17 protein-coding genes, 1 tRNA gene and 2 pseudogenes are annotated in these 22,034 nt (G+C 63.4%); 9 read left to right on the forward strand and 11 right to left on the reverse strand.

Going from position 1 to position 22,034, the window contains the following annotated elements; all coding sequences use genetic code 11:
• The first annotated feature begins 219 nt into the window (after positions 1 to 219).
• Positions 220 to 2,457 (forward strand): NADP-dependent isocitrate dehydrogenase, encoded by a 2,238-nt coding sequence (locus WBA38_RS07690; RefSeq protein ID WP_424322427.1) that lies wholly within the window; start codon positions 220 to 222, stop codon positions 2,455 to 2,457.
• 127 nt (positions 2,458 to 2,584) lie between these two features.
• Complete coding sequence (locus tag WBA38_RS07695) at positions 2,585 to 3,274, forward strand: DNA methyltransferase (RefSeq protein WP_424294214.1); 690 nt, start codon at positions 2,585 to 2,587, stop codon at positions 3,272 to 3,274.
• Positions 3,275 to 3,280: 6 nt separating this feature from the next.
• On the opposite strand, the gene WBA38_RS07700 is transcribed toward WBA38_RS07695, so the two are convergent.
• The 5 genes and pseudogenes from WBA38_RS07700 to cmrA form a co-directional block, all read right to left on the reverse strand.
• Positions 3,281 to 3,457, reverse strand: a complete 177-nt coding sequence (locus tag WBA38_RS07700; RefSeq protein WP_424294222.1) for a hypothetical protein — start codon at positions 3,455 to 3,457, stop codon at positions 3,281 to 3,283.
• A gap of 118 nt (positions 3,458 to 3,575) precedes the next feature.
• Positions 3,576 to 3,677: pseudogene (locus WBA38_RS07705) on the reverse strand (hypothetical protein); the annotation flags it as partial.
• Positions 3,678 to 4,174: 497 nt separating this feature from the next.
• Positions 4,175 to 4,247 (reverse strand) — tRNA-His (locus WBA38_RS07710).
• A 101-nt stretch (positions 4,248 to 4,348) separates the two neighbouring features.
• Positions 4,349 to 4,948, reverse strand: coding sequence for an oligoribonuclease (gene orn / locus WBA38_RS07715; protein WP_424294215.1), 600 nt, complete (start codon positions 4,946 to 4,948; stop codon positions 4,349 to 4,351).
• A 56-nt stretch (positions 4,949 to 5,004) separates the two neighbouring features.
• On the reverse strand, positions 5,005 to 5,814 hold the full coding sequence (gene cmrA / locus WBA38_RS07720; RefSeq protein WP_424294216.1) for a mycolate reductase: 810 nt from the start codon (positions 5,812 to 5,814) through the stop codon (positions 5,005 to 5,007).
• Positions 5,815 to 5,874: 60 nt separating this feature from the next.
• Here cmrA and WBA38_RS07725 point away from each other — a divergent pair, with 60 nt between their 5' ends.
• The 4 genes from WBA38_RS07725 (at position 5,875) to WBA38_RS07740 (ending at position 12,174) form a co-directional block, all read left to right on the forward strand.
• Positions 5,875 to 6,501, forward strand: coding sequence for a hypothetical protein (locus tag WBA38_RS07725; RefSeq protein ID WP_424322428.1), 627 nt, complete (start codon positions 5,875 to 5,877; stop codon positions 6,499 to 6,501).
• Positions 6,502 to 6,615: 114 nt separating this feature from the next.
• Complete coding sequence (locus tag WBA38_RS07730) at positions 6,616 to 7,569, forward strand: DUF1214 domain-containing protein (protein WP_424322429.1); 954 nt, start codon at positions 6,616 to 6,618, stop codon at positions 7,567 to 7,569.
• A gap of 50 nt (positions 7,570 to 7,619) precedes the next feature.
• A complete protein-coding gene (locus tag WBA38_RS07735; RefSeq protein ID WP_424322440.1) occupies positions 7,620 to 8,915 on the forward strand; it encodes a DUF1254 domain-containing protein in 1,296 nt (431 codons plus the stop codon).
• Positions 8,916 to 9,018: 103 nt separating this feature from the next.
• Positions 9,019 to 12,174, forward strand: coding sequence for a hypothetical protein (locus WBA38_RS07740; protein WP_424322430.1), 3,156 nt, complete (start codon positions 9,019 to 9,021; stop codon positions 12,172 to 12,174).
• A gap of 122 nt (positions 12,175 to 12,296) precedes the next feature.
• Here WBA38_RS07740 and WBA38_RS07745 read toward each other — a convergent pair whose 3' ends face one another.
• A complete protein-coding gene (locus WBA38_RS07745; protein WP_424296181.1) occupies positions 12,297 to 14,357 on the reverse strand; it encodes an FAD-dependent oxidoreductase in 2,061 nt (686 codons plus the stop codon).
• A gap of 70 nt (positions 14,358 to 14,427) precedes the next feature.
• Positions 14,428 to 15,000, reverse strand: a complete 573-nt coding sequence (locus WBA38_RS07750) for a PadR family transcriptional regulator (RefSeq protein WP_424296183.1) — start codon at positions 14,998 to 15,000, stop codon at positions 14,428 to 14,430.
• A gap of 160 nt (positions 15,001 to 15,160) precedes the next feature.
• On the opposite strand from WBA38_RS07750, the pseudogene WBA38_RS07755 reads away from it, so the two are divergent.
• Positions 15,161 to 15,805, forward strand: a pseudogene (locus WBA38_RS07755) (SMP-30/gluconolactonase/LRE family protein); the annotation flags it as partial.
• A gap of 9 nt (positions 15,806 to 15,814) precedes the next feature.
• Here the strand turns inward: WBA38_RS07755 and WBA38_RS07760 are convergent.
• Complete coding sequence (locus tag WBA38_RS07760; protein ID WP_424322431.1) at positions 15,815 to 17,761, reverse strand: ABC transporter ATP-binding protein; 1,947 nt, start codon at positions 17,759 to 17,761, stop codon at positions 15,815 to 15,817.
• Positions 17,762 to 17,881: 120 nt separating this feature from the next.
• On the reverse strand, positions 17,882 to 18,010 hold the full coding sequence (locus WBA38_RS07765) for a hypothetical protein (RefSeq protein WP_424293595.1): 129 nt from the start codon (positions 18,008 to 18,010) through the stop codon (positions 17,882 to 17,884).
• 379 nt (positions 18,011 to 18,389) lie between these two features.
• Between WBA38_RS07765 and WBA38_RS07770 the strand changes: the two genes are divergently transcribed.
• A complete protein-coding gene (locus WBA38_RS07770; protein WP_424293596.1) occupies positions 18,390 to 19,772 on the forward strand; it encodes an MFS transporter in 1,383 nt (460 codons plus the stop codon).
• Positions 19,769 to 20,917: a uroporphyrinogen-III synthase gene (locus tag WBA38_RS07775; protein WP_424293594.1), complete on the forward strand. Its 1,149-nt coding sequence runs from the start codon at positions 19,769 to 19,771 to the stop codon at positions 20,915 to 20,917. Before WBA38_RS07770 ends, WBA38_RS07775 begins: the two co-directional genes overlap by 4 nt.
• Here the strand turns inward: WBA38_RS07775 and WBA38_RS07780 are convergent.
• Together WBA38_RS07780 and nirD are read right to left on the reverse strand one after the other, a co-directional pair.
• Positions 20,877 to 21,605: a sirohydrochlorin chelatase gene (locus WBA38_RS07780; protein WP_424322432.1), complete on the reverse strand. Its 729-nt coding sequence runs from the start codon at positions 21,603 to 21,605 to the stop codon at positions 20,877 to 20,879. The genes WBA38_RS07775 and WBA38_RS07780 overlap by 41 nt on opposite strands.
• Entirely contained in the window at positions 21,602 to 22,021 is a 420-nt protein-coding gene (gene nirD, locus WBA38_RS07785; protein ID WP_424294455.1) for a nitrite reductase small subunit NirD, read from the reverse strand. The genes WBA38_RS07780 and nirD overlap by 4 nt, the downstream gene beginning before the upstream one ends.
• Positions 22,022 to 22,034: the final 13 nt, after the last annotated feature.

Raw genomic sequence — 22,034 nt, forward strand, 5'->3', positions numbered from 1 at the left:
ATGGCTCATCGCCCGCAATACCGCGGTTAGACGACGTAAATTGCGACGCGCCTGACTGCTTGCTACAGCTAGCGGGCCAGGTCACAGGATTCAGGAATGTGTGTATCGTCTCGCATTCGCGGGTCCGCTCGATTCGCGTCACGATCAGCGGGACAATACAGGGCGACTGACCTATCCATGAGTTCCACAAGAACGATAATTCAGAAGAGGTTGCCACAGATGGCCTCACAGCCGAACACAATCATTTACACACTGACTGACGAAGCTCCGCGACTCGCGACGGCCTCGTTCCTTCCGATCATTCGGACTTTCACCGAGCCCGCAGGCGTCGATGTCGAAACCTCTGACATCTCCGTTGGTGCCCGCATCCTCGCGGCGTTCCCCGACTTCTTGACCGAGGAACAGCGCGTCCCGGACAACCTGGCGGAGTTGGGTCGCCTGACGCAGGACCCCAGCACCAACATCATCAAGCTCCCCAACATCAGCGCCTCGGTCCCGCAGCTGCACGCCGCGATCGCTGAGTTGCAGGACAAGGGCTACGCGGTTCCGGACTACCCGCAGGATCCGAAGACCGAAGAAGAAAAGGCGATCCGCGACCGCTACTCGGCGTGCCTCGGCAGCGCCGTCAACCCGGTTCTCCGCGAAGGCAACTCCGACCGTCGCGCGCCGAAGGCCGTGAAGGAATACGCGCGGAAGCACCCGCACAGCATGGGCAAGTGGTCCATGGCGTCGCGTTCGCACGTCGCGCACATGACCCACGGCGACTTCTACGCCGGTGAAAAGTCGATGGTCGTCGACCACGACTGCGACACCCGCATGGAGATCGTCACGAAGAGTGGCGAGACGATCGTGCTGAAGGAGTCCGTCCGCGTCGACGCTGGCGACGTCATTGACAGCATGTTCATGAGCAAGAAGGCCCTCCTCGAGTTCTACGAGGATCAGCTCAACGATGCCCGCGACACCGGTGTGATGTTCTCGCTGCACGTCAAGGCGACCATGATGAAGGTCTCGCACCCGATTGTCTTCGGTCACGCGGTCAAGGTTTTCTACAAGGACGCCTTCGCCAAGCACCACGAACTCTTCGAGGAGTTGGGCGTCAACGTCAACAACGGCCTCGTTGACCTGTACGACAAGATCGACAAGCTGCCGTCCTCGCTCCGCGAGGAAGTTCGGCGCGACATGCACGCCTGCCACGAGAATCGCCCCGAACTGGCGATGGTCGACTCGGATAACGGCATCAGCAACTTCCACTCGCCGAGCGATGTGATTGTTGACGCCTCGATGCCGGCGATGATCCGCGCGGGCGGGCAGATGTACGGCGCCGACGGTCGTCTGAAGGACACCAAGGCAGTGATGCCGGAGTCGACGTTCGCCCGTATCTACCAGGAGATCATCAACTTCTGTAAGACCAACGGTGCCTTCGATCCGACCACCATGGGCACAGTCCCGAACGTTGGCCTGATGGCGCAGAAGGCCGAGGAGTACGGCTCGCACGACAAGACCTTCGAAATCCCGGAGGACGGCGTCGCCAACATTATCGACCTGTCGACCGGCGAGGTCCTGCTGTCGCAGGACGTCGAAGAGGGCGACATCTGGCGCATGTGCACCGTCAAGGATGCGCCGATCCGCGACTGGGTGCGGTTGGCGGTTGAGCGGTCCCGTGAGTCGGGCATGCCCGCCGTGTTCTGGCTTGACCCGTACCGCCCGCACGAGAACATGCTCATCGGTAAGGTTCGCGAGTACCTCAAGGACCACGACACCGAGGGCCTCGACATACAGATCATGTCGCAGGTGCGCGCGATGCGTTACACCCTGGAGCGTTTGGTCCGCGGCCTCGACACGATCTCCGTCACCGGCAATATCCTGCGCGATTACCTCACCGACCTGTTCCCGATTTTGGAACTGGGTACCAGCGCCAAGATGCTGTCGATTGTTCCACTGATGGCCGGCGGCGGGCTCTACGAGACGGGCGCAGGCGGCTCGGCACCGAAGCACGTCAAGCAGCTCGTCGAAGAAGACCACCTGCGGTGGGATTCGCTCGGTGAGTTCTTGGCACTCGCGGTGAGCATCGACGACCTGGGACGCAAGTCGGGGATCCAGAAGGCCCGCATTGTGGGCCAGGCCCTGGATGTGGCGACCGGAACGCTGCTCGACAACAGTAAGTCGCCGTCGCGCAAGACCGGCGAGCTCGACAACCGCGGCAGCCAGTTCTACCTCGCCCTGTACTGGGCGCAGGAACTGGCCGCACAGACCGAAGATGCAGAGCTCGCGGCCTACTTCAAGCCGCTCGCCGAGAAACTGGCGGCGCAGGAAGAAACCATCATCGCCGAGCTGGCCGCAGTGCAGGGTGGCGCGGTGGATCTCGGTGGCTACTACCTCGCCGACGAGGAAAAGCTCGACGCTGCAATGCGTCCGAGCGCAACCTTCAACGAAATTCTCGCTTCCGCCGGTAGCTAGCGGCCGGTAGGCCAAAGTAAGCGAATGTGCGCTGTTGCCGCTGAGCGGTAACAGCGCACATTCGCATTTCCGGGCTCCTTGCCCCGCATCGAGGAGCCCCCAGTCCGAGAGTGAATAAACTGGGTTGGTGACAACTTCGCTGAAGTCTCCGTTGGATCGGCATTTGTCGGCGGTGCTCGCTGACTTTCTGGACCAGCGTCCGTCGTCGGCTGAGGAAGATGTTCACATGATCGCCGACATCGTCGATCACGTGATTACTCGCTGCAGTCGTCCGGGAGAGATAGTGTTCGATCCGTTCGCCGGTTTCGGAACTACGATCGCCCGCGCCGTGGAACTCGGCAGGGAAGCACTCGGTATCGAGCTGCTTCCCGAGCGGGTGGACTATCTGCGGGAGCGGACGCCTGCGGCGCGAATCTATGAGGGTGATGCCCGGGGCATGGTTCGCGTTTTGCGGGCGGCGGGGGAGAGCTCAGATGGATCTGTTGGCCTCATCCTGACGTCGCCGCCGTATATGACTAGGGAGAATCACGACGCCGACCCCTTGACTGCGTACGAGGAACAGGACGGCAACTATACCCAGTACCTGAACGAGCTTGGATTCGTCGCGGCGCAATGCGCGCACCTGGTAGCGCCCGGCGGGTACGTCGTCTGGAATGTGGCCGACATTCACCACATGAGCGACACCACGCACCTGATCGACGATTGTCGGCAGGTCCTCGCGCAGCATCTGGTCTACATCGGGACCACCGAGATCGTGTGGGATCAGTACCCGCACGACCTGGTTGCCGACGCGCTGCTGGTATTTCAGCGACGCTGAGGGATCTCATTCAAGGCAGTCGGCGAGTGCGGCTGCCAGATAGTCGTCCTCGAAAATCGAACGGCCGACAGAAACCGAACGGCCGACAGCGACCGCATGACCCAACTTCACCACCGGGCTCGGATCCTTTGTCTCCAGGAGTTGGTACAGCACCGCGATCTGAGCCCAGTCCGTCGCGTCCATGCTGGGTGCTTCGGCATGGACCGCGGCGATCGCTGCCTGAATGGCGTAGGGGCCTGCAACTCCGCTGTTGCATCGTTGCGGTGGCCACGAGCAAAGCGTGGGCGATCTCCGCGGTCGTGAGCCCGGCAACAAAGCGCAAGGTGAGCGCGATGCGGTCTTCCAGTGGCAAGACGGGGTGTGCGCACGCGAAGAACATTCCAAGCCGGTCATCGGTCACCATATCGGGTCCAATTTTCCCGACAGCCTCGTAAGGGTGGCGAGCAACCTGGATCTGGCCTCACGGTCGACGGCTGCGACCGCCCGGCGGGCCTCAGCGGGGGGAGGCTCCCGGACGGTGCGGAGGGACCGTCATCGGTCATTACGGCGCCCGCGGGCTGATCTCGACGTGCCCCCCCGGTGCCGCGCCAGAAGCATCGGTGTGGACGTAGACGCACTCGTCTTCGAGGGAGAACGAGCTGACGACCACGCCAGCATCGGTGATCTCCTTGTCGAAGGCGAAGAACTCTTCCGGGTCGGCACCGCCGTCTCGCCCGCAGGCCGGATCTTCGACATATGGCCGATCAGTAACAGTGCATGTTTCATGACTACTCCCTGTGGTTCTTCCGGGCCGAACTACCCGACACCATGGCGACGTACGCGGAGCGACGAAATCGACAGTTCTCGGTGCACAGAAACGAAAGAACGCCTGACCCTTGCGGGTCAGACGTTCTCTCTAGGGGTGGATGACGGGACTCGAACCCGCGACAGCCAGGATCACAACCTGGTGCTCTACCAACTGAACTACATCCACCATCGACTCAGTTCGCAACGGATATCCGTTGTTCCCGAGCCAGGACCATACTCTAGCGGAGTTACCGTCCGAAACTCCAATCGGTTTAGCTACCAGTGACTTTACGCCGGGCCAAGCTTTTCGACGATCGCCTCAAGCGTCTTGGCATCCGGTCCGGGAGCGGCGACAAAGGCCGCCTCGCGGTAGTAGCGGAGTTCGCGGATCGACTCGCGAATATCGGCCAGTGCGCGGTGTGCGAGGCCCTTTTGTGGCTGACCGAAGTAGATCGGCGGGAACCAGCGGCGGCACAGTTCTTTAATCGAGCTGACGTCGACCATCCGGTAGTGGAGGTATGCATTCAGCTCAGGCATATCGCGCACGATGAAGCCGCGGTCGGTGGCAATTGAGTTGCCAGCGAGTGGTGCGGCACCGGCCGTGGTGATGTGCTCGCGGAGATAGTCCAGGACCATCTTTTCGGCCTCGGCGAGAGTGACCGTGGATGCGCGGACCTCCTCCGTCAGCCCGGAATCGGCATGCATCTTGGTCACGACGTCGGGCATGTTTGCCAGGGCCTCGTCGTCGGCATGGATCACCACGTCGACGCCGTCTCCGAGAATGTTGAGGTCGCTGTCGGTGACGAGAGCGGCGATTTCGATGAGTTTGTCGGATCCGACATCGAGACCGGTCATCTCGCAGTCGATCCACACCAGTTTGTCTTGCACGCAGTCAACTGTAGTGCCGTCACAGCACGACTGTCCGGGGGGATCGAGGACGATGACTACTCGGGCTCCCCCATCTTGCCGTAAAACCTCCCGACAATCGGCGCGACGATCGCGCGCGGCGAGTAGCCACCCGCCACCGACATGGCCTTGCTTAGCGTGCCCGGCACGACGCGCATTTTGTTGCGCGCCAACGCATCAAGGCTCATCTCCGCGACCTTGTCGGACGAGTGCCACAGGAAGTCGGGGACCATCTTGTCGACGATCGACTCGTCTTCAGGTGCGGGAGTCTGGGTGCGGACCGGACCGGGTGCCAAGAGGGTCACATGGACGCCGGCGCCCCTGAGTTCGCCGCGCAACGATTCGCTGAAGGTATTGACGAAGGCCTTCGATGCGGCATAGGTGGCGTTGTTCGGGATCGCCATGTTGCCAGCGGCCGACCCGACCATCAGGATGCCGCCCGAACCGCGCTGAACCATCTGCGGAAGTACTGCGAGCGTCAACTCCTGCACGGCGTTAGCGTTGAGACGCAACTGGGCTCGCTCGTACGCCGCGTCCAACTCGGCGATCGGACCGAACGTCGCGATGCCCGCGTTGTTGCAAAGAATGGAGATTTCACGGCCTACGAGTTCGTCGCAAAGGGTTGCGACGGCGGTCAGATCAGACAGGTCGACGGCACGCACTTCGGCTTCGACACCGTGGTTGGTCGTCAATTCGGCGGCCAGCTCGGCGAGAATCTCACCGCGCCGTGCCACGAGGATCAGCGAATGACCACGGGCCGCGAGTGCTCGGGCTAGGGCCATTCCGATACCCGACGAGGCGCCGGTGATGACTGCGCGGGCCGTGGGCTGAGGAGCGGGAACAGACATGCCGGTCATGGTACTGCGGGGCGGCTAGGAAGCGATCTCCGGTTGGGTCAGGATGGGCAGATGAAAAAGCTTGGCAAATGGCTCACGTGGTCCGGACTCGCCATCGCGATCGCGACCGTCGTCGCGGGAACGGTGCTGGCTGTGATGGGGTTCGGCAAGATGAGCGACTTCCAATCCGATGCATTCGGTGTTGACGGACCCACGGAGTTCGTCGCGGAGACAGACGCGATCCTGGTGCTGTATTCGTCGCAGGTCGGCTTCGACGCACCAAAGTGCACTGCTACCGGCCCGGCCCGGGTGGAGTCGGGGCTACAGCGGACCAATTCTTCGGTGACCTACAACAACCGTTCGGTGTCCAGCTTCCAGTCCTTCCGTTTCACCAAGGCTGGTACTTACACGATCGTGTGCGACGCCCCCGACGTCATTGCGGGCCCTCGAGATCTGGCGGCCGGCATTTTCACCGGCGTGGGCGGCATTCTGCTGGCGGTATTTGGCGGTGGGTTCGGTGTGTTGCTTCTGGTGATCGGCGCAATCTTGTGGATCATCGGGGCCAACACAGCCAAGGCTCCGCCTTCCACGGTCTGGGTATCCGGTCCACAGCCGTACGGGACACAGCCGTACGGGACACAGCAGACTGGGATGTCGAGCTACCCAAACGACGACGATCTCAATCGGCCGGGCAACTAGGACCGAGCGAAACCTAGCTGCTCGTTTGGGCTTCGGTGAATCCGGCATTACCTATGATTGGACACGCCGTCACCCGTCCGGAGCGGCGGTTCCGCACCGTGAAAGGCTTTGTGAATGACCGAATCTCACGCAGCTGTCACTTACGCCAACTACGTCCGAATCGAAAGCGCGCGAATGTTCGCGGGCATCACGGCCTTTGCTGGCGGCACCAACAAGTGGGGGCACTACCGGGTCCCGACGCCCATCGACCAGCAGACCGTCATCCGAATGAATCGGGACACCCTTTACAGTGCGGCGATCGTCGACGTTTCGCGCGGCGCGACACTGACGATCCCCGAGGTCGGTGACCGGTACGTCTCGGTGATGATCGTCAGCGAGGACCACTACGTCAATCGCGTTTTCCACGGCGCGGGCGAATACTCGCTCACCGCAGCCGAATTGGGGAGCGACTTCGTCCTGGCTGCGGGACGGGTCTTAGTTGATGCCGAAGACCCGGCCGACGTTGCCGCCGTCAACGCAATCCAGGATGGGTTCGGGCTGCACTCCGTGGCAGGCGGAACCTTTGTACCGCCGACCTACGATGAACCCTCCTTCGAACGCACCCGAAATGCGCTCCTTGAACTGTCCCGCGGGCTCGGGGGATTGGACGGTTGCTTCGGTCGGCGCGAGGACGTTGACCCGATTCGGCACCTCCTGGGGGCAGCATCGGGATGGGGCGGCCTGCCGGAGCAGGAGGCCTACTATGTGGTCGACCCAGGTCTGCCAGTAGGGGAGTACACCCTGACGGTGGGGGACGTCCCGGTCGACGGTTTCTGGTCAGTCTCGATGTACGACGCCGCAGGCTACTTCTCGGAGAATGAGGCCGGCGCGTACAGCGTCAACAACATCACCGCCGACCGCAACGACGATGGCACCGTCACCATCAGATTCGGCGGCGACCCAAGTCGGCCGAACACGCTGCCCATCGTGGAAGGCTGGAACTACTTGGTCCGCCTGTACCGGCCGCGACCAGAAATCCTCGACGGCACCTGGCAGTTCCCCACCATCCGGCAGGAGACAGCGGCATGACAGGAGACGACGGCATGACAGGCGACAGCGGCATGACAGGAGACAGCGGCATGACCGGCAACCTCTCTGATCTCATCGGCGCCTACTTCTACGGGTTCCCCGTCGTTTTCAACATTGAGCAGGTTGAGCGATACCTGACGACAGGCGTCGGTAAGAACCCGGCAGCCGACTTCAACACCTTTAGCCATGCGCGAGGCCTCGCTGGCCCCGAAGACACCTTCGTGACCATCAACAACGACACGCTGTACTCCATGGCTCAGCTCGATATGAGCGTCGGACCGATCCTGCTTGAGGTACCCGAGACTGCGGGCCGGTACTTCGTCCTGCAGTTTGTGAGTGCGTGGACCGAGAACTTCGCGTACATCGGACATCGGGCCACCGGGCCGCGCGCCGGTCGTTTCCTCTTGGTTCCGCCGAACTGGGCGGGCCCGATCCCCGACGATGCCATGCTGGTGCGGGTCCCGACACGGGTCGCTTCGATCGTCGGGCGCTGGGCGGTCGCCAACGACGATGATCTGCCGAACGTGCACGCACTGCAGGACGCCACCACGTTGACCCAGATCGATCCGGCAGCTGTGCCCGCCGGAGTGCCCTCGATCGACGCCGGGTTGTCGGACTCGGCGGCATTCTGGCAGCGATTTGCGCGATGGAGCGAGGCGTTCGCACCCGCTGACCGTGACCGCGAGATGCAGGAGCGCTACGTCGAACTCGTCGCCGCGGCCAGCGCGGAGGACCTTGAAGCGGCCGTCGAACAGGGGCAAGCCAAGCTCGAGGAGATCCTGGGCGCGGGCGGCGGCAACGACGTGGTGAATGGGTGGAACCTGGCCTACCACTCGTTCGACTACAACCTGGATTACTTCGAGGTCGGGACGCTGGATCTTCCCGAGTTCAAGATTGCCGATCCGCAGCGTCGCGTCGTCCAGCGGGCAGCGGCCGCCCTCGGCGGGCTATGGGGCAACCACGCGTACGAGGCCGCCTACATTGCGACGTACGTCGACGATGCGGGTGAGCAGTTGGTCGGCACCAACACCTACCAGCTCCACTTGCTGGAGTTGCCGCCGGTCTCGGCGTTCTGGTCGTTGACCATGTACGACGTTCCCGACTACTTCCTGGTCGCGAACGCGGCGAATCGCTACTCGATCGGTGATCGGACCGCGGGGATCGAATTTGAGGACGATGGTTCGCTCATCATCACCATCTCCCACGACGAGCCCGACGACGCGCGTGCCCGGGCCAACTGGCTGCCCGCCCCAGCGGGGCCTTTCCGCCCGATCCTGCGCATGTACGAACCGGCTAACTCCGTCTTGGACGGCACGTACACGATCCCCGCAATCACAAAGATCTAACGTCGGGACGCTCCTAAGCGCAGACTGTAAGGACGGCTATGCGGTAGGCGGTCAGGGAAATCGGTGAGGTGGACGTAAGGCGGACCGACATCGAGGTGTGACCATGGGAGCGTTCCTAACGGTGCATCGGCGGGCGGGCTTGTGGCTGTCCGCGTTAATCGGAATTGCTGGGTTTATCGCGCTGTCCGAAGTGGATCGGCTCCTCCTGCGGACGACCGACGGCGCGCTCTCGCTCAGTGCGGCGCAAGCCCCGGGAGGGGTCTTTCAGTCCGACCGGCAACAGTGGTCGGGCTGGAGTTCCGGCGCGGCCACCATCGTCGAACGACTGACCGCCTGGTACGTCGGACTCGACGCGGTCTTCACCATCGGTTACGTGACGGCGCTGCTCCTGGGCTCAAGTTTCATCGCCCACCCGATCGTGAGGCGCGCGGTTCGGGCCTGCATCGTGGCCGCAATTGCAGGTGAAGCCGTGGAGTCGATCGCGGTACTTGCCTTGGTGCACGACGCACCCGAGATGGTGCAGTGGCTGCTCAGAATTGGTAGCGCAGTGAAGTGGCTGTCGTTGCTGATCGCGGCGGTCCTGGTGGTCGCCTCACCGCAGGTTCGTCGCCAATTGACCGTGGCTGTGCGGGTTCTGTGGACAGGGCTCTGGGTGCAACGACTGTCGGTCTTCGTCGTGCTGGTCGCCGCAGTGGCCGGTGTGGTGTCGGCGGCGGGTCCGCTCGACCAGTTTCCCGACGCTCAACGACGTTGGTTGGACGACCTCGGGAGCGGCGATCATCTGTGGTCGCTGTTGGCGGGCGGAGTGGCAGCGGCGGTCGTCGCCGGATCCTTGTACGTCGTCGGGACTGCCCGGGCCAATCGTGTCCGCCGCAGGTACACCGACCTAGATTCCGGCGGTCTCCGCCGTGCACGACCGCCCGCCTTGCTGCTCCCCTGGACGGTGGTGCCCCTCGCATTGGTTAGCGGCATGCGATTCCTCGACTGGCGCGGTCACGAGAACCTCGTTGACGTTCGCACCCTCGTCAACACCGGAACTGTGCTCGTGGTGATTGTTGCAGCGTCGGCGTCGGCACGTTTGGCCACGTTCGACCCCAAACTACGCACCCCACTCTGGCCGGTAATTGACGCGGTCATCTCTCTCATCGCCTGCCTGGCGTTCCTCGGGCTGGCCGGGATGCCCGGTTGGGCTGCGGCGTGGGTCGTCGTCGCGATCATCTCCGGGTTCGTTATCGCGACGCTAATGCGCCGACGTGCTTCCCCGATCGTCTCCGCCGCGATGCCGACGATGCCATCGGTCTCGGCAAACGAACGGATTGTCGTGGCACAGTGGGTGGCACGCGCAATGTCAATGCTGTTCCTCGCCGTGTGCGCCTGGGGCGGGGTGCGGTCGTTCACCGCGCCGGTGATCCTGACACTGGCCACGTCCGGCGGAGTATCAGTCGACTGGGCACAAGGTGCGGTGCTGACCGCCAGTTGGCTTGCGCTCGTTGTAGTCGGAGCAGTGGCAAGTTGGTGGGTACCGCGCCCGAGCAGATTCGATGCGAGTTCGCTTCGAATCAGCAGCTGCCTCACGGGTCTGGTCGTCATCGTCGGACTGGGGATGCTCGGATCATTTGTGTTCTGGCCGCTGCCACTATCGGGAGTCTTCGGGGTAGTCGGCACCACGACAATGGTGATCGGTCTGATTGCGGCCCTCCTCGGTTGCGTCGTCGTCGGATTGCAAGACCGTGAGCCGCTCGATATTTTCGGTGCGCTCCAGTTTACCGGAACCCCGGTCCTCACCATCTGCCTTGTTATCGCTGTCCTGGCTGCGGCGGGCGGCGGACCGCCGCGACTGCACCGCATCGCCTTTACCGAAGTGACGGACGCGACCGAGCGACTCGACCTGCAGGAGACATTCCAGCAGTGGCTCGACAGGTCGAAAGCCTGTGATCGGCAGGTTAACGGCGTGGACCGACCGGTGCGGCCGATGATCATGGTTGCTGCGAGCGGTGGTGGGATTCGATCGGCAGTCTGGACCGCGAACTCCCTGGCCACCATTTCCGCTGCCGATTCCGAGGGCAACCGAATCGATCCGTGCGGGCAGGTCGCGGTGTTCGCCTCTGTTGGCGTCAGCGGTGGTTCGGTCGGACTGGCACTGGCCCGTGCAACCTCGCCGGATGTGCAGTGGAAACCAGCGGATCTTCGGCGCGATGTAGCAAACGTCAGCAACCCCGATGCGCTAGCGGCCGGGATCAGCGGTCTCCTGGTGTCGGACGCCTTGGCCTCTGCGACAGGGATTCGCGTGCAGTGGGTGAACGGCCAGATCGGGTGGCGCGATCGGGCCGCCCTGATGGAACAGCGGTGGATCCGCGCAGTTCCGAAGCTGAGCGACGACTTTGACTGGACGAATGCCCGCGGTCCCACCGGTGCGCTGATCTTCAACGCCGCGTCGGTCAGTGGCCCGTGCCGACTGCTCGTCGGACAGGTGCAATTCGCCGCCCAGTCCTCAGGTATCAACTGCGACGGTCAAGAGGGTGTGCCTGCACGATCTATGGATTTCGCCTCGGTGTTTGGCAAATGTTTGCCGGTGACCAGTTGGGCCACAACGGCCATGCTGTCTGCCCGCTTTCCGTACGTGACACCGTCGGGCCGCGTGCAGGTTAATCAGCCGCCAGCCGGAGCGCCCGGATACTGTGCGGACAATTCGCTGCAGATCATCGACGGCGGATACGTCGAAGGGGAGGGGCTCGGAACGATCGCCGACATGTCGGCGCAAGTCGCGGAATTGGTGCGGGAACAGAACGCGAAACCCGGCGGCCCGATTGTCGTTCCGGTGGTCGTGTATCTGAACGATGAGCCCAAACCGCCGACCCGGTTGGGCTCGAACCCGCCATCCCCAGAAGCGCTGGTCCCTCCGTCTTCTAACAATCCGGGCTCAATGGCTTGGCCGGACGCGTCGATTGACCGAATCAATGCCGCATTCGACGCCGTGTGTCCACCGGTGAAAGACGGTGGTTGCGGGTCGGCGCGAGAGCAGCTGTTCGGCGGGTCGTGGCCGATCGGTGTGCGCAAGGGATCGGTGGTGACGTCGGCCCCGCCGATTGGGCCTTCAGTGGAACTGCCACTCGGATGGACCCTGTCGAGAGCGAGCATCAGCTTTCTGCAAACAGCCAGTGGTCAAACACTGTGCGGGCAGCAAAGCGTCGCAGCCAATCCGCAACAGACGAGCACCGCGCTCGCAGGACTCCGCACCCTGATCTGTGTGCATCCTTAGCTGCGCCCCGCCGCCCCGCCCTTCTCGCATGATGCGTTGATTCCCGCTCCACGTCAGACGTGGAGCGGGAATCAACGCATCATGCGAGAACGAGCGGGGGGCTCGCCTGAAGGCGGTGTCGGTCAGGGCATTCCGGCGGCGACCTCGGTGCCCTGGCGGATGGCGCGCTTCGCGTCGAGTTCGGACGCTAGGTCGGCGCCGCCGATCACATGGGTGATGATGCCTGCGGTGGTCAACGGATCAACCAGGTCGCGAACAGATTCCTGGCCGGCACACACGACGACGTTGTCGACCTCGAGAATGCGCTTGCCCGTCTCGTTACCTTCCTTGTCGTGGAGGGTGATGTGCAGGCCGGCGTCGTCGATCTTGTCGTAGACGGCGCCCGAGATCTGCTCAACGCCCTTCATCTTGACGCTGGCGCGGTGCACCCACCCGGTCGTCTTGCCGAGGCCTCGGCCCTGTTTGCCGGTCTTGCGCTGGACCATGAAAACCTCGCGGACGGCAGGCAGCGGGCGCGGCTTGGTGAGGAACCCGGGGGTGTCGAGGTCGTCGGTGACGCCCCACTCTTGCTCCCACTCCTTCAAGTTCAAGGTGGGGGACTCGTCGACGGTGAGGAACTCGGAAACGTCGAAACCAATGCCACCCGCACCGATGACGGCTACCCGCTTGCCGACCTCGCGGTGACCGAGGACGGCGTCGGCATAAGACATCACCATCGGGTGATCGATGCCGTCGATCTGCGGGATGCGCGGCACCACACCCGTAGCGACAACCACCTGGTCGTAGCCGCCGTCGATGAGTTCCTGCGCGGTGACACGGGTTTCGAGATGAACGTTGACGTGGTTGATCTCCAACTGGCGGCCGTAGTAGCGGATCGTCTCGTTGAACTCTTCCTTGCCCGGGATCCGAGCGGCGATCGAGAACTGGCCACCGATGCTCGTGCCGCCCTCGTACAGGTCGACGCGGTGACCGCGCTGCGCGGCCGACACGGCAGCCGACAATCCGGCGGGACCGGCACCGACCACAGCCACGCGCTTCGCAGTGCGGGTAGCGCCTAAGGTCAGGACGGTTTCCCGACCAGCGCGCGGGTTCAGCAGGCAGGAGACCTTCTTGCCGACGAACGCGTGGTCCAGGCAGGCCTGGTTGCAGCCGATGCAGGTGTTGATCTCGTCGGCACGACCATCGCGCGCCTTGTTAACAAAATCCGGGTCGGCCAGCAGCGGGCGAGCCATCGAGACGGCGTCAACCTTTCCGCGCTCGAGAATTTCCTCGGCCACCTCCGGCGTATTGATGCGGTTCGAGGCGATGAGTGGAATGTCGACGACGTCGCGCAACCGTTCGGTGAACTTGACGAACGCGGCGCGCGGGACCGATGTCACGATGGTCGGGACCTGTGCCTCGTGCCAACCGATGTCGGTGTTGATGGCGTCGACGCCGAGTTCTTCGGCACGCTGGGCCAGCAGGGCGATCTCGTCGAACGTCTGACCGTTCTTCACGAAGTCGGCGACGCTTTGCCGCAGGATCACCGGGAAGTCGCGCGGCACCTTCTTGCGGACATCCTTGATGATCTCGACGAGGAATCGCTGGCGGTTCTCGGTGCTGCCGCCCCACTTGTCGGTGCGGTCGTTGGTGTGCGGGCACAAGAACTGGTTGATCAGGTAGCCTTCGCCGCCCATGATCTCGATGGCGTCGTAGCCTGCGCGATGCGCGAGCTTGGCGGCGCTGCCGAACGAGCGGATAACGTGCCAGATCATCTGCTCGGTCATCTTGATGTGCTTGAACGGGTGAATCGGGCTGGGCTCGCTACCGGCGGCGACCTTGAACGGGGTGTAGCCGTACCGACCCGCGTGGATGATTTGCAGCGCGATCTTGCCACCCTCGGCATGAACGGCCTTGGTGAACTCGCGGTGACGGATCATGTCGGCGTTGTTGGTCATCTTGCCCGCAAAGGGCGAAAGCAAGCCGGTTCGGCTCGGCGAGAAGCCGCCGGTGATGATGAGGCCGACTCCGCCGCGGGCGCGCTCAGCGTAGTACGCCGCTAGCTTGGGGGTGTCCCACAGCCGATCTTCGAGGCCGGTGTGCATCGACCCCATGACGACGCGATTGTCGAGCGTCATGCCGCCAATTTTCAGCGGCTCCATGAGTCGAGGGTAATGGGCGTTGGGCGCTGATTGGGCTGTCATGGCGCGACCTTTCTTCCGAAGGATTGTTGCAGGCTGTGGTGCATGTGAAGTGCTTGTTCGGGGGAGCGGATTAGGGGGCGGCAGAGGCTGTCGCGGTGGTTCGGGCAAGTTCGCGTTCGTAGCGTTCGAGGACTTCGTCGCACCAGCCGACGGTGTGCTCACTCATGCGAATGCCGCCACGGAGAACCAGATACTGGTTGAGTTTGCGGCCGGTGAGATTGTCGGGCTCGGGGTAGTACTGCTCCGACCATCCTCGGTAGATCTCCAGGAGACCATTGGCCTCATCGCGATGAGCGCGAAGTTCGCTGATGACTGTCGGGAGGTCGCCCAGATCGGCGGCGCGAAGCTTCACTCCGAGGTCACTGCGCAGCGGGGTCAGCGGGGTGGGGCTGTTGACCCAGTCGGCGAGCATCGCCTCGCCCGCGTTGGAGAGCGTGTACACCTTCTTGTCGGGACGTCCGTCTTGCGCAATGGATTCAAAGCTCACCAGTCCGTCGGCGTGCAGCTTTTTCAGAGTCCGGTAGATCTGCTGGTGCGTAGCCGACCAGAAATAGCCGATCGATCGGGAGAACTGCTGACCGATTTCGTAGCCGGTGCCGGGCCGCTCGGAGAGCGACACAAGGATTGCGTGCTCGAGTGCCATGAACACAACCTAGCAATGCAACTACACACTATGCAATAGGGTTCATATGAACCTTGGTGCATAAGTTTATATAGGTCTTTGGTCGGAAGCTTCCTCCGAAGGCGGCAACCTCGCGCGCGGTGTGCGGTGGTGGGTCTCGTTTGCTGATAAGAATGTGGCCGTGACCTCGTTTCACCGCATTGCACTCCCCGGAACCTCTCCCGAAGACGTTGTCTGCCTTCCTGACGGCAGGATCGCCACCGGGCTCGACGACGGTCGCCTGTTGGCCGTCGATCCTGTCAGTGGGGAAGTCGCGGTCCTTGCTGACACCGCCGGGCGACTACTGGGCTTGGAATTCGCGGAAGACGGCAGCATCTACATCTGCGACCACGACCGTGGACTCCTGGTTCTCGACGCCGGCCAATCGCGTGCTCGAGTGCTAGCCGACTCGGTGGATGGTCGTCCCCTGCGGTTTGCGAGCAACGTCGTCAAGGCATCCGACGACACCCTCTACTTTTCGTCGTCGTCGCAGAACTTCACGATCGACCGCTGGCGGTCGGACCTCATTGAGCATTCGGGTACCGGCCGCCTGATGCGACTGCGGCCCGGTGGCTCTGTCGAGGTGCTGCGCAATGATCTGCAGTTCGCGAATGGCGTGGTCCTGGGACCGCATGATCAGTACGTCCTCGTCGCGGAGACCGGCGCATCCCGAATCTCGCGCTACTGGCTGACCGGTGATGCCGCTGGGACGTCCGACGTCTTTCTCGATGGACTCGGCGGCTACCCGGACAATATGTCGATCGGCAGTGACGGACTGCTGTGGGTGGCGCTGGCTTCACCACGAAACTCGGTCCTGGAAGGCATCTTCCGGCTTCCTACGCGTGCCCGCAAAGTCCTGGCCCGAGCACCGCAGAGCCTGGGACCGACCGCCGAGGAGATCATCTGGGTCCAGGCCTACACCTTCGACGGATCCCTGGTCCACGACATTCGGATCGACGATCTCGACTTCGGCTTCGTCACTGCGGTTGCCGAATGGGATGGCACCCTCTATCTCGGCACCATCCTCGGCAATGCCATGGGGGTATTGAAGATTTCGTAGGTCGGCAGTTTCTCCTGCTGGGTGTATCCGGCCGTGCCGCAATTCGACGACGGTGTCGGCGATTGGTGTCAGCCGGGAATCGTGAGTGATCAGCAGCGTGGTGCGGCCGGAAGACAAGGCTCGCAACGGTCCGATGATCTCGGTGACCGAGGCATCGTCGAGTGCTGCACTGGGTTCGTCGAGCACCAGCACCGGAGTATCGCGAAGCATGGCCCGTGCGACGGCTAGGCGCTGGCGTTGGCCGCCGGACAGTTCTAGTCCGTCACCGGCGAGATACGTGTCGTAGCCGTCGGGAAGGTCGGTGATAAAGCTGTGGGCACCGGCGTCAATGGCGGCGGATCGCACTTCTGCACGGCTCGCTTCTGGTCTGCCGTAGGCGATGTTGTCAGCGACGGTCCCCGGGCGCACATGTGGGACTTGCGGGAGTAGCGTCACTTGGTCGCGGACGGACCGGCCCGTCGTTCGGGTGAGGTCGTGCCCATTGATTGTTACCGTCCCGGAGTCGGGGTTCTCGAGCGCGCAGATCATGGTGGCGAGGGTGGATTTTCCAGCGCCGCTAGGACCGGTCAGCGCGGTAATGGTCCCGGGGAGCAGTCGGAGATCTGTCCCGGTTAGAACTGCGTGGCCGTCGTAGGCGAAATGGACGTCGTTCAGTTCGACGGTGACCGGGTCGTGGCTCTTGACCGGCGGAAGCGGTTTGGCGTACTCGGGGTCGGGCCGGTGCGGTGGCTCGTCGAGCAGTTCTGACACCCGCGCGGCGCTGACGCCTGCTTCGGCGATCGACAGCCGCACATCGGCAATTTGCTGAAGCCGGGGGTAGAGCATCCCGAGGTAACCGGTCAGAGCCAACATTTGTCCCACCGTCAGTGCGCCCTGGCGTACCTGCCAGACGCCCGCGAGGGTGACGGCTAGAGAGAGAAGAACCTGTGTGAACCCGAGTGCGCTCCCAAAACCGGCTTCGACGCGTGTCTGACCGATTCTCGCTGCTGCCCACCGCCGCCCGTTTCGAGCGAGGTCGGCGGCTTCTCGCTCCTGCTGGTTGTAGGCGACAGTGGTCTCATGCCCGGCGAGGGCCGAGTACACCGAGTCGGCAATGGCGCTATTGGCTGCGCGTTCTTTCTGCGTGGTGACCGTCTGTTTTCGTCCGAAGTACGCGGAGACCGCCCACAAGATGGGGCAGGCGGCGACGGCGACACCTGCGACGACGGGGTTCAGGATGAAAGCGGCGATCAGCAGGCCGGCGGCGTTGGCTGCCGCGACGGCGAACGACATGATGCCGGTGCCGATCAGCTGCTCCACGGCTTCGAGGTCACTGGAGTGCCGGACCATCAGGTCGCCTAGTCCACGGCGGCGGTGGCTGACGGGAGCGAGGCGCTGGATGTGGGCAAACAATGCCGTGCGCATGGCCAGAACGGTGCGCTCGGAGGCGATGGTTGCCAGCACCATCCCGAGGTAGTCGGCACCAACGCTGACCGCAGTCACACCGAGCCACACGGCGGCGAGCCTGGCGAAAGTATGCCATCCATTGGCGCCTAACGCCCCGTCGACAACATCGGCTAAGACAAAGACGCCGATGGCGTCGCAGGCGGCGGCAATAAGTAGAAAGACTGCGGCACCAATAAGGTGATTCTTTTGCCCTGAAAGGAAGGGGTAGTACCGTCGTGCGGTCGTCGAAAGGTTCATTTCCTGCATCCAATTCTGCCGAGGGATCCGCAAGCCCTGAAGCTGCAGGCAGGGCAAGTGCGCCGACCCGGGGGTAGGGTCGGCGCACTTGATGTCTACCTGCGGGGGAAGGGCTGTGGCTTAGCCAACCCAGACCCACGACCAGCGCTTATTGTGGCGGTCCCAGCGGCGCTCGCGGCGACGACGGCGGGGCTGCGGTTCACGGTGGCGGTTGTTGTGATCGTTGCGCTCATTGCGATCAAAGTTCATGCCGTGCTCCTCAATCATTCGGATAGTCGCCGAGTTGCGAGAAGCTATTGGTCTTTTCGATCCTCGACGATCGCGTATCTCGCGTCCGACATGAATGAATCTAGGAGCGAGTTCTGTGGGGCCTCTGGAGGATCTCTGGCAGGTTTCTGGAAAGTCGGCAAAGGGATCGCAAACCTCCCGCGGTCACCTCACCGACGTTGCTTATCGGCCGTGAGGACTTCATTACGTACGCGTGATCGAGTCCGCCGGTGTTGGCAACATCGCGCCCATACCTTCGGAATCGTCCGGTGGTCATCCGGACGGTTCTCGACGCGACAGCATTGCGCCGGACAGTTTTAGGAGGTAGCACGTGGAAAGTGGAAGCATCCCAACCGGATCGGTGAATCCCGGGTTCGTTGAAGACAAGCAGCGGCACCGGATCACCAACTGGGATCCGGAGAACACCAACGACTGGGAGTCCGGCGGTTCGGCTATCGCGCGTCGCAACCTGATCTGGTCGGTTATTGCCGAGCATGTCGGCTTCTCCGTCTGGACCCTCTGGTCGGTGATGGTGCTATTTATGCCGACCGATGTGTACGGCATCAGCGCGGGAGATAAATTCCTCATCGGCGCGGTCGCCACCCTCACCGGCTCACTGCTGCGATTCCCGTACACGATGGCCACCACCCGCTTCGGTGGCCGCCGATGGACCATGTTCTCGGCCATCGTGCTGGTCATTCCGGTGGTCGCGACCATCGCAATCCTGGCTAATCCCGGACAGCCGCTGTGGATGTACCTGGCGTGTGCTGCGCTTGCCGGCTTCGGTGGCGGCAACTTCGCCTCGTCGATGACCAACATCAACGCCTTCTATCCGCAACGACTCAAGGGATGGGCGCTCGGCCTTAATGCCGGTGGAGGCAACCTTGGCGTCCCCGCTGTGCAACTCGTCGGCTTGCTGGTTATTGCGTGGGCAGGCAATCGTGCGCCGTACTGGGTGTGCGCCGTCTACCTCGTCTTGTTGGCCGTTGCTGCCGTTGGCGCAGCCCTCTTTATGGACAACCTCGACGGTCCAGGCGTCGATATGGCCGCGATGCGTTCGGCGATCGCCGACCGTGACACCTGGTTGATCTCACTGTTGTACATCGGAACCTTCGGCTCATTCATCGGGTTCGCATTCGCGTTCTCGCAGGTTCTGTCACTGAACTTCATCGAAGCCGGTGATACCCCCGCGCAGGCATCACTGCATGCGGCACAGATCGCGTTCATCGGCCCGCTCCTGGGATCCATCGCCCGCGTCTATGGCGGCAAACTCGCCGACCGCATCGGCGGCAGCCGCGTCACTCTGGCTGTGTTCGGCGGCATGATCGTCGCTGCCAGCATTCTCCTGATCGGTGAGTCGATTGCCATCCAGGCGGTCGGGTTCATCGCCCTCTTCATCTTGTCCGGTATGGGCAACGGTTCGGTGTACAAGATCATCCCGTCCGTGTTCGATGCGAAGTCGCGGTCGCTTCCGCTTGACGAGGTCGGCCGAGCCAACTACTCACGGGCGATGTCGGGTGCGGTGATCGGCATCGCCGGGGCCGTCGGAGGCCTCGGCGGAGTGGGGATCAACATGGCGCTGCGGCAGTCGTACATGAGCACAGGCGACGCGGCGATCGCCGTCATGGTGTTCGCAGCGTTCTACGCGATCGCGGCCGCGGTGACGTGGCGCGTGTACGTTGCAGTCCCGCGCAAGCGCGAGGATGCGGCCATGGTTGCCGAGTCTGCCAAGATCTCCCTATGAGTGTTGATATCTCTCGGACCACCCCGCCAGCGGAAGGATCGTTGGCGGGGTTCACCGTCGCGGTGACTGCGGCGCGACGCGCCGAAGAACTCGGAGCATTGCTGATCCGTCGCGGTGCTCGGGTGACCTCAGCTGCGGCGATCGAAATGGTGCCGCTCCCAGACGATCCCGCCTTGCGTGCGGGGACCGAAGCGGTGATCGCAAGCCCTCCCGACCTTCTGATCCCGACGACCGGTATCGGGTTCCGCGGCTGGGTGGAGGCCGCCGACGAGTGGGGTCTGGCCGATGAACTGATGGCAGCGTTTACCGGTGCCCGGATCATTTCCCGCGGACCCAAGGTGACCGGGGCGCTGCGGGCCGCCGGTTTGCGAGAAGAATGGTCTCCGGCGTCGGAGTCGTCGGCCGAAGTACTCGAGTACCTCAATCCGTCCGACGTCGCAGGTAAACGCGTCGCCGTGCAGTTGCACGGTGCGATCGACGGCTGGGATCCCAACCGCGACTTCGTTGACGGCCTGACCGCGATGGGTGCGGACGTGATCGCCGTGCCCGTGTACAGCTGGCGCCGGCCCACCGACCTCACCGCATTCGATGGCCTCATCTCCGACGTCGCCCATCGGCGGGTCGATGCGATCACCTTTACTTCGGGACCGGCCGCCGTGTCGATGCTGACTCGCGCGGGCGAACTCGGCCTTCGTGCCGAACTTGTTGAGGCGCTACAAGATTCGGTGTCGACCTACAGCGTGGGACCGGTCACGGCGGCACCCCTGGAACTGGCCGGAGTCATCAGTAAGTGGCCCGACCGCATGCGCTTGGGAGCATTGGCTCGATTGGTTGCCGAAGACCTACCGGCGGCACATCCGGACTTGCTGGCGGGTGGGCATCGGTTGGGGATTCGGGCCGATTCGGTAGTCGTTGATGGGGAAGTGATCGATCTGCCGGCAGCGTCCCTGCGGCTGCTGGCGCGACTCGCCGAGCGCCCGGGCACGGTCCTGTCGAGGGCTGAACTGCTGAAGTCGATCGGCGCTGGCGACGAGCATGCCGTCGAGGTGGCCGTGGCTCGGCTCCGCACTGCCCTGGGGAACCGCGGGATGGTGGCAACCGTCGTCAAGCGGGGATATCGATTAGACGTCGATCCGGATCAGTGAGTTTCCAGGAAGTGGCCGACGCGATTCGCGCGCAGGCCAATTCGATGACCGGCGCGGTCAGTCCGAGCGGCCGCGCGACGATATCGGCTCCGCTCGCGGCGAGCCGCTGCTGAAACAGTCCGTCGGCCAAGAGGTACGAGGCGACCGCAACCCGTCGAACGCCTCGGTCTTCGCGAAGTTCTGCGACGGTATCGGCCACCGACGGGTAGGCAGAACCGGGAACTACACTCGCGAACGCCACTCGAACGGGTGCATCGATCTGATGAGAAAGGCCGCACGCCACAACTTCGATATCGCGGTGCGCTGCCGGGTCGGACGAACCGGCCGCGGCCAGGACGACGGCGTCGTTGCGCGTCGCCCCGGCCTCGGCCAGGCGGCCTTGGAGGGCCGTCACGAGCAGTCGTGACGGCCCGAGCGCTTCCGCCAGTCGTATCGGACGATTAGCACGTTCGAGGTGAGCGGGAATGTCGACACGGACGTGATAGCCGCGCGACAGGAATGCTGGCAGGACGGTCACCGGCCCGGCGGGCAGGGTGGCCAGAACCTCGCTGGGGCTGGGGCCGAGGACGTCGACGAAACTCAGATGAACGGCGTCGGCGAGCCTGGCCGAGATCGCCTGGGCCAATTCACCCAGAAGTTCGACGCCGTGCGGGTTGCGCGTGCCATGCGCGGCCAGTACGACGGTCACGATGCAGCTTCTCGCTGCCCGAATCCGTCGGGCCGGAAGGCAAACCGGATGTCGGGAGAGTTAGCGACGAACACCGTACCGTCGAGGCCAATCCGGGTGCCGTATACCGGGATTCGGACGCCTTCAACGTCGAGGCAGCGACCGTCGATGAGACTGAAGGCCTGCTTCTTGAGGGGTGAGGCGACGACCGGAAAACCATTGCGGTCACCGACGATGCCACGCGAAATGACTGCGGCCCGCCCGATCGGGTCGATGTTGCCGACCGCGCGCAGGCTGTCGTCGGCGAGACGGAACAGGGCCACCTGCGCGCCGTCGGGCAAGAGAACGGCTACGCCGCGCAACCGGTCGAGACGGTCGGTGTGACACGCTGCCGTCCAGTCGCGGGTCCAGCGGTGCAGGTCGAAGTTGCTGGTCATCGGTGAGCCTTTC

Source organism: Gordonia sp. (in: high G+C Gram-positive bacteria), assembly GCF_049647785.1.
GTDB lineage: Bacteria > Actinomycetota > Actinomycetes > Mycobacteriales > Mycobacteriaceae > Gordonia.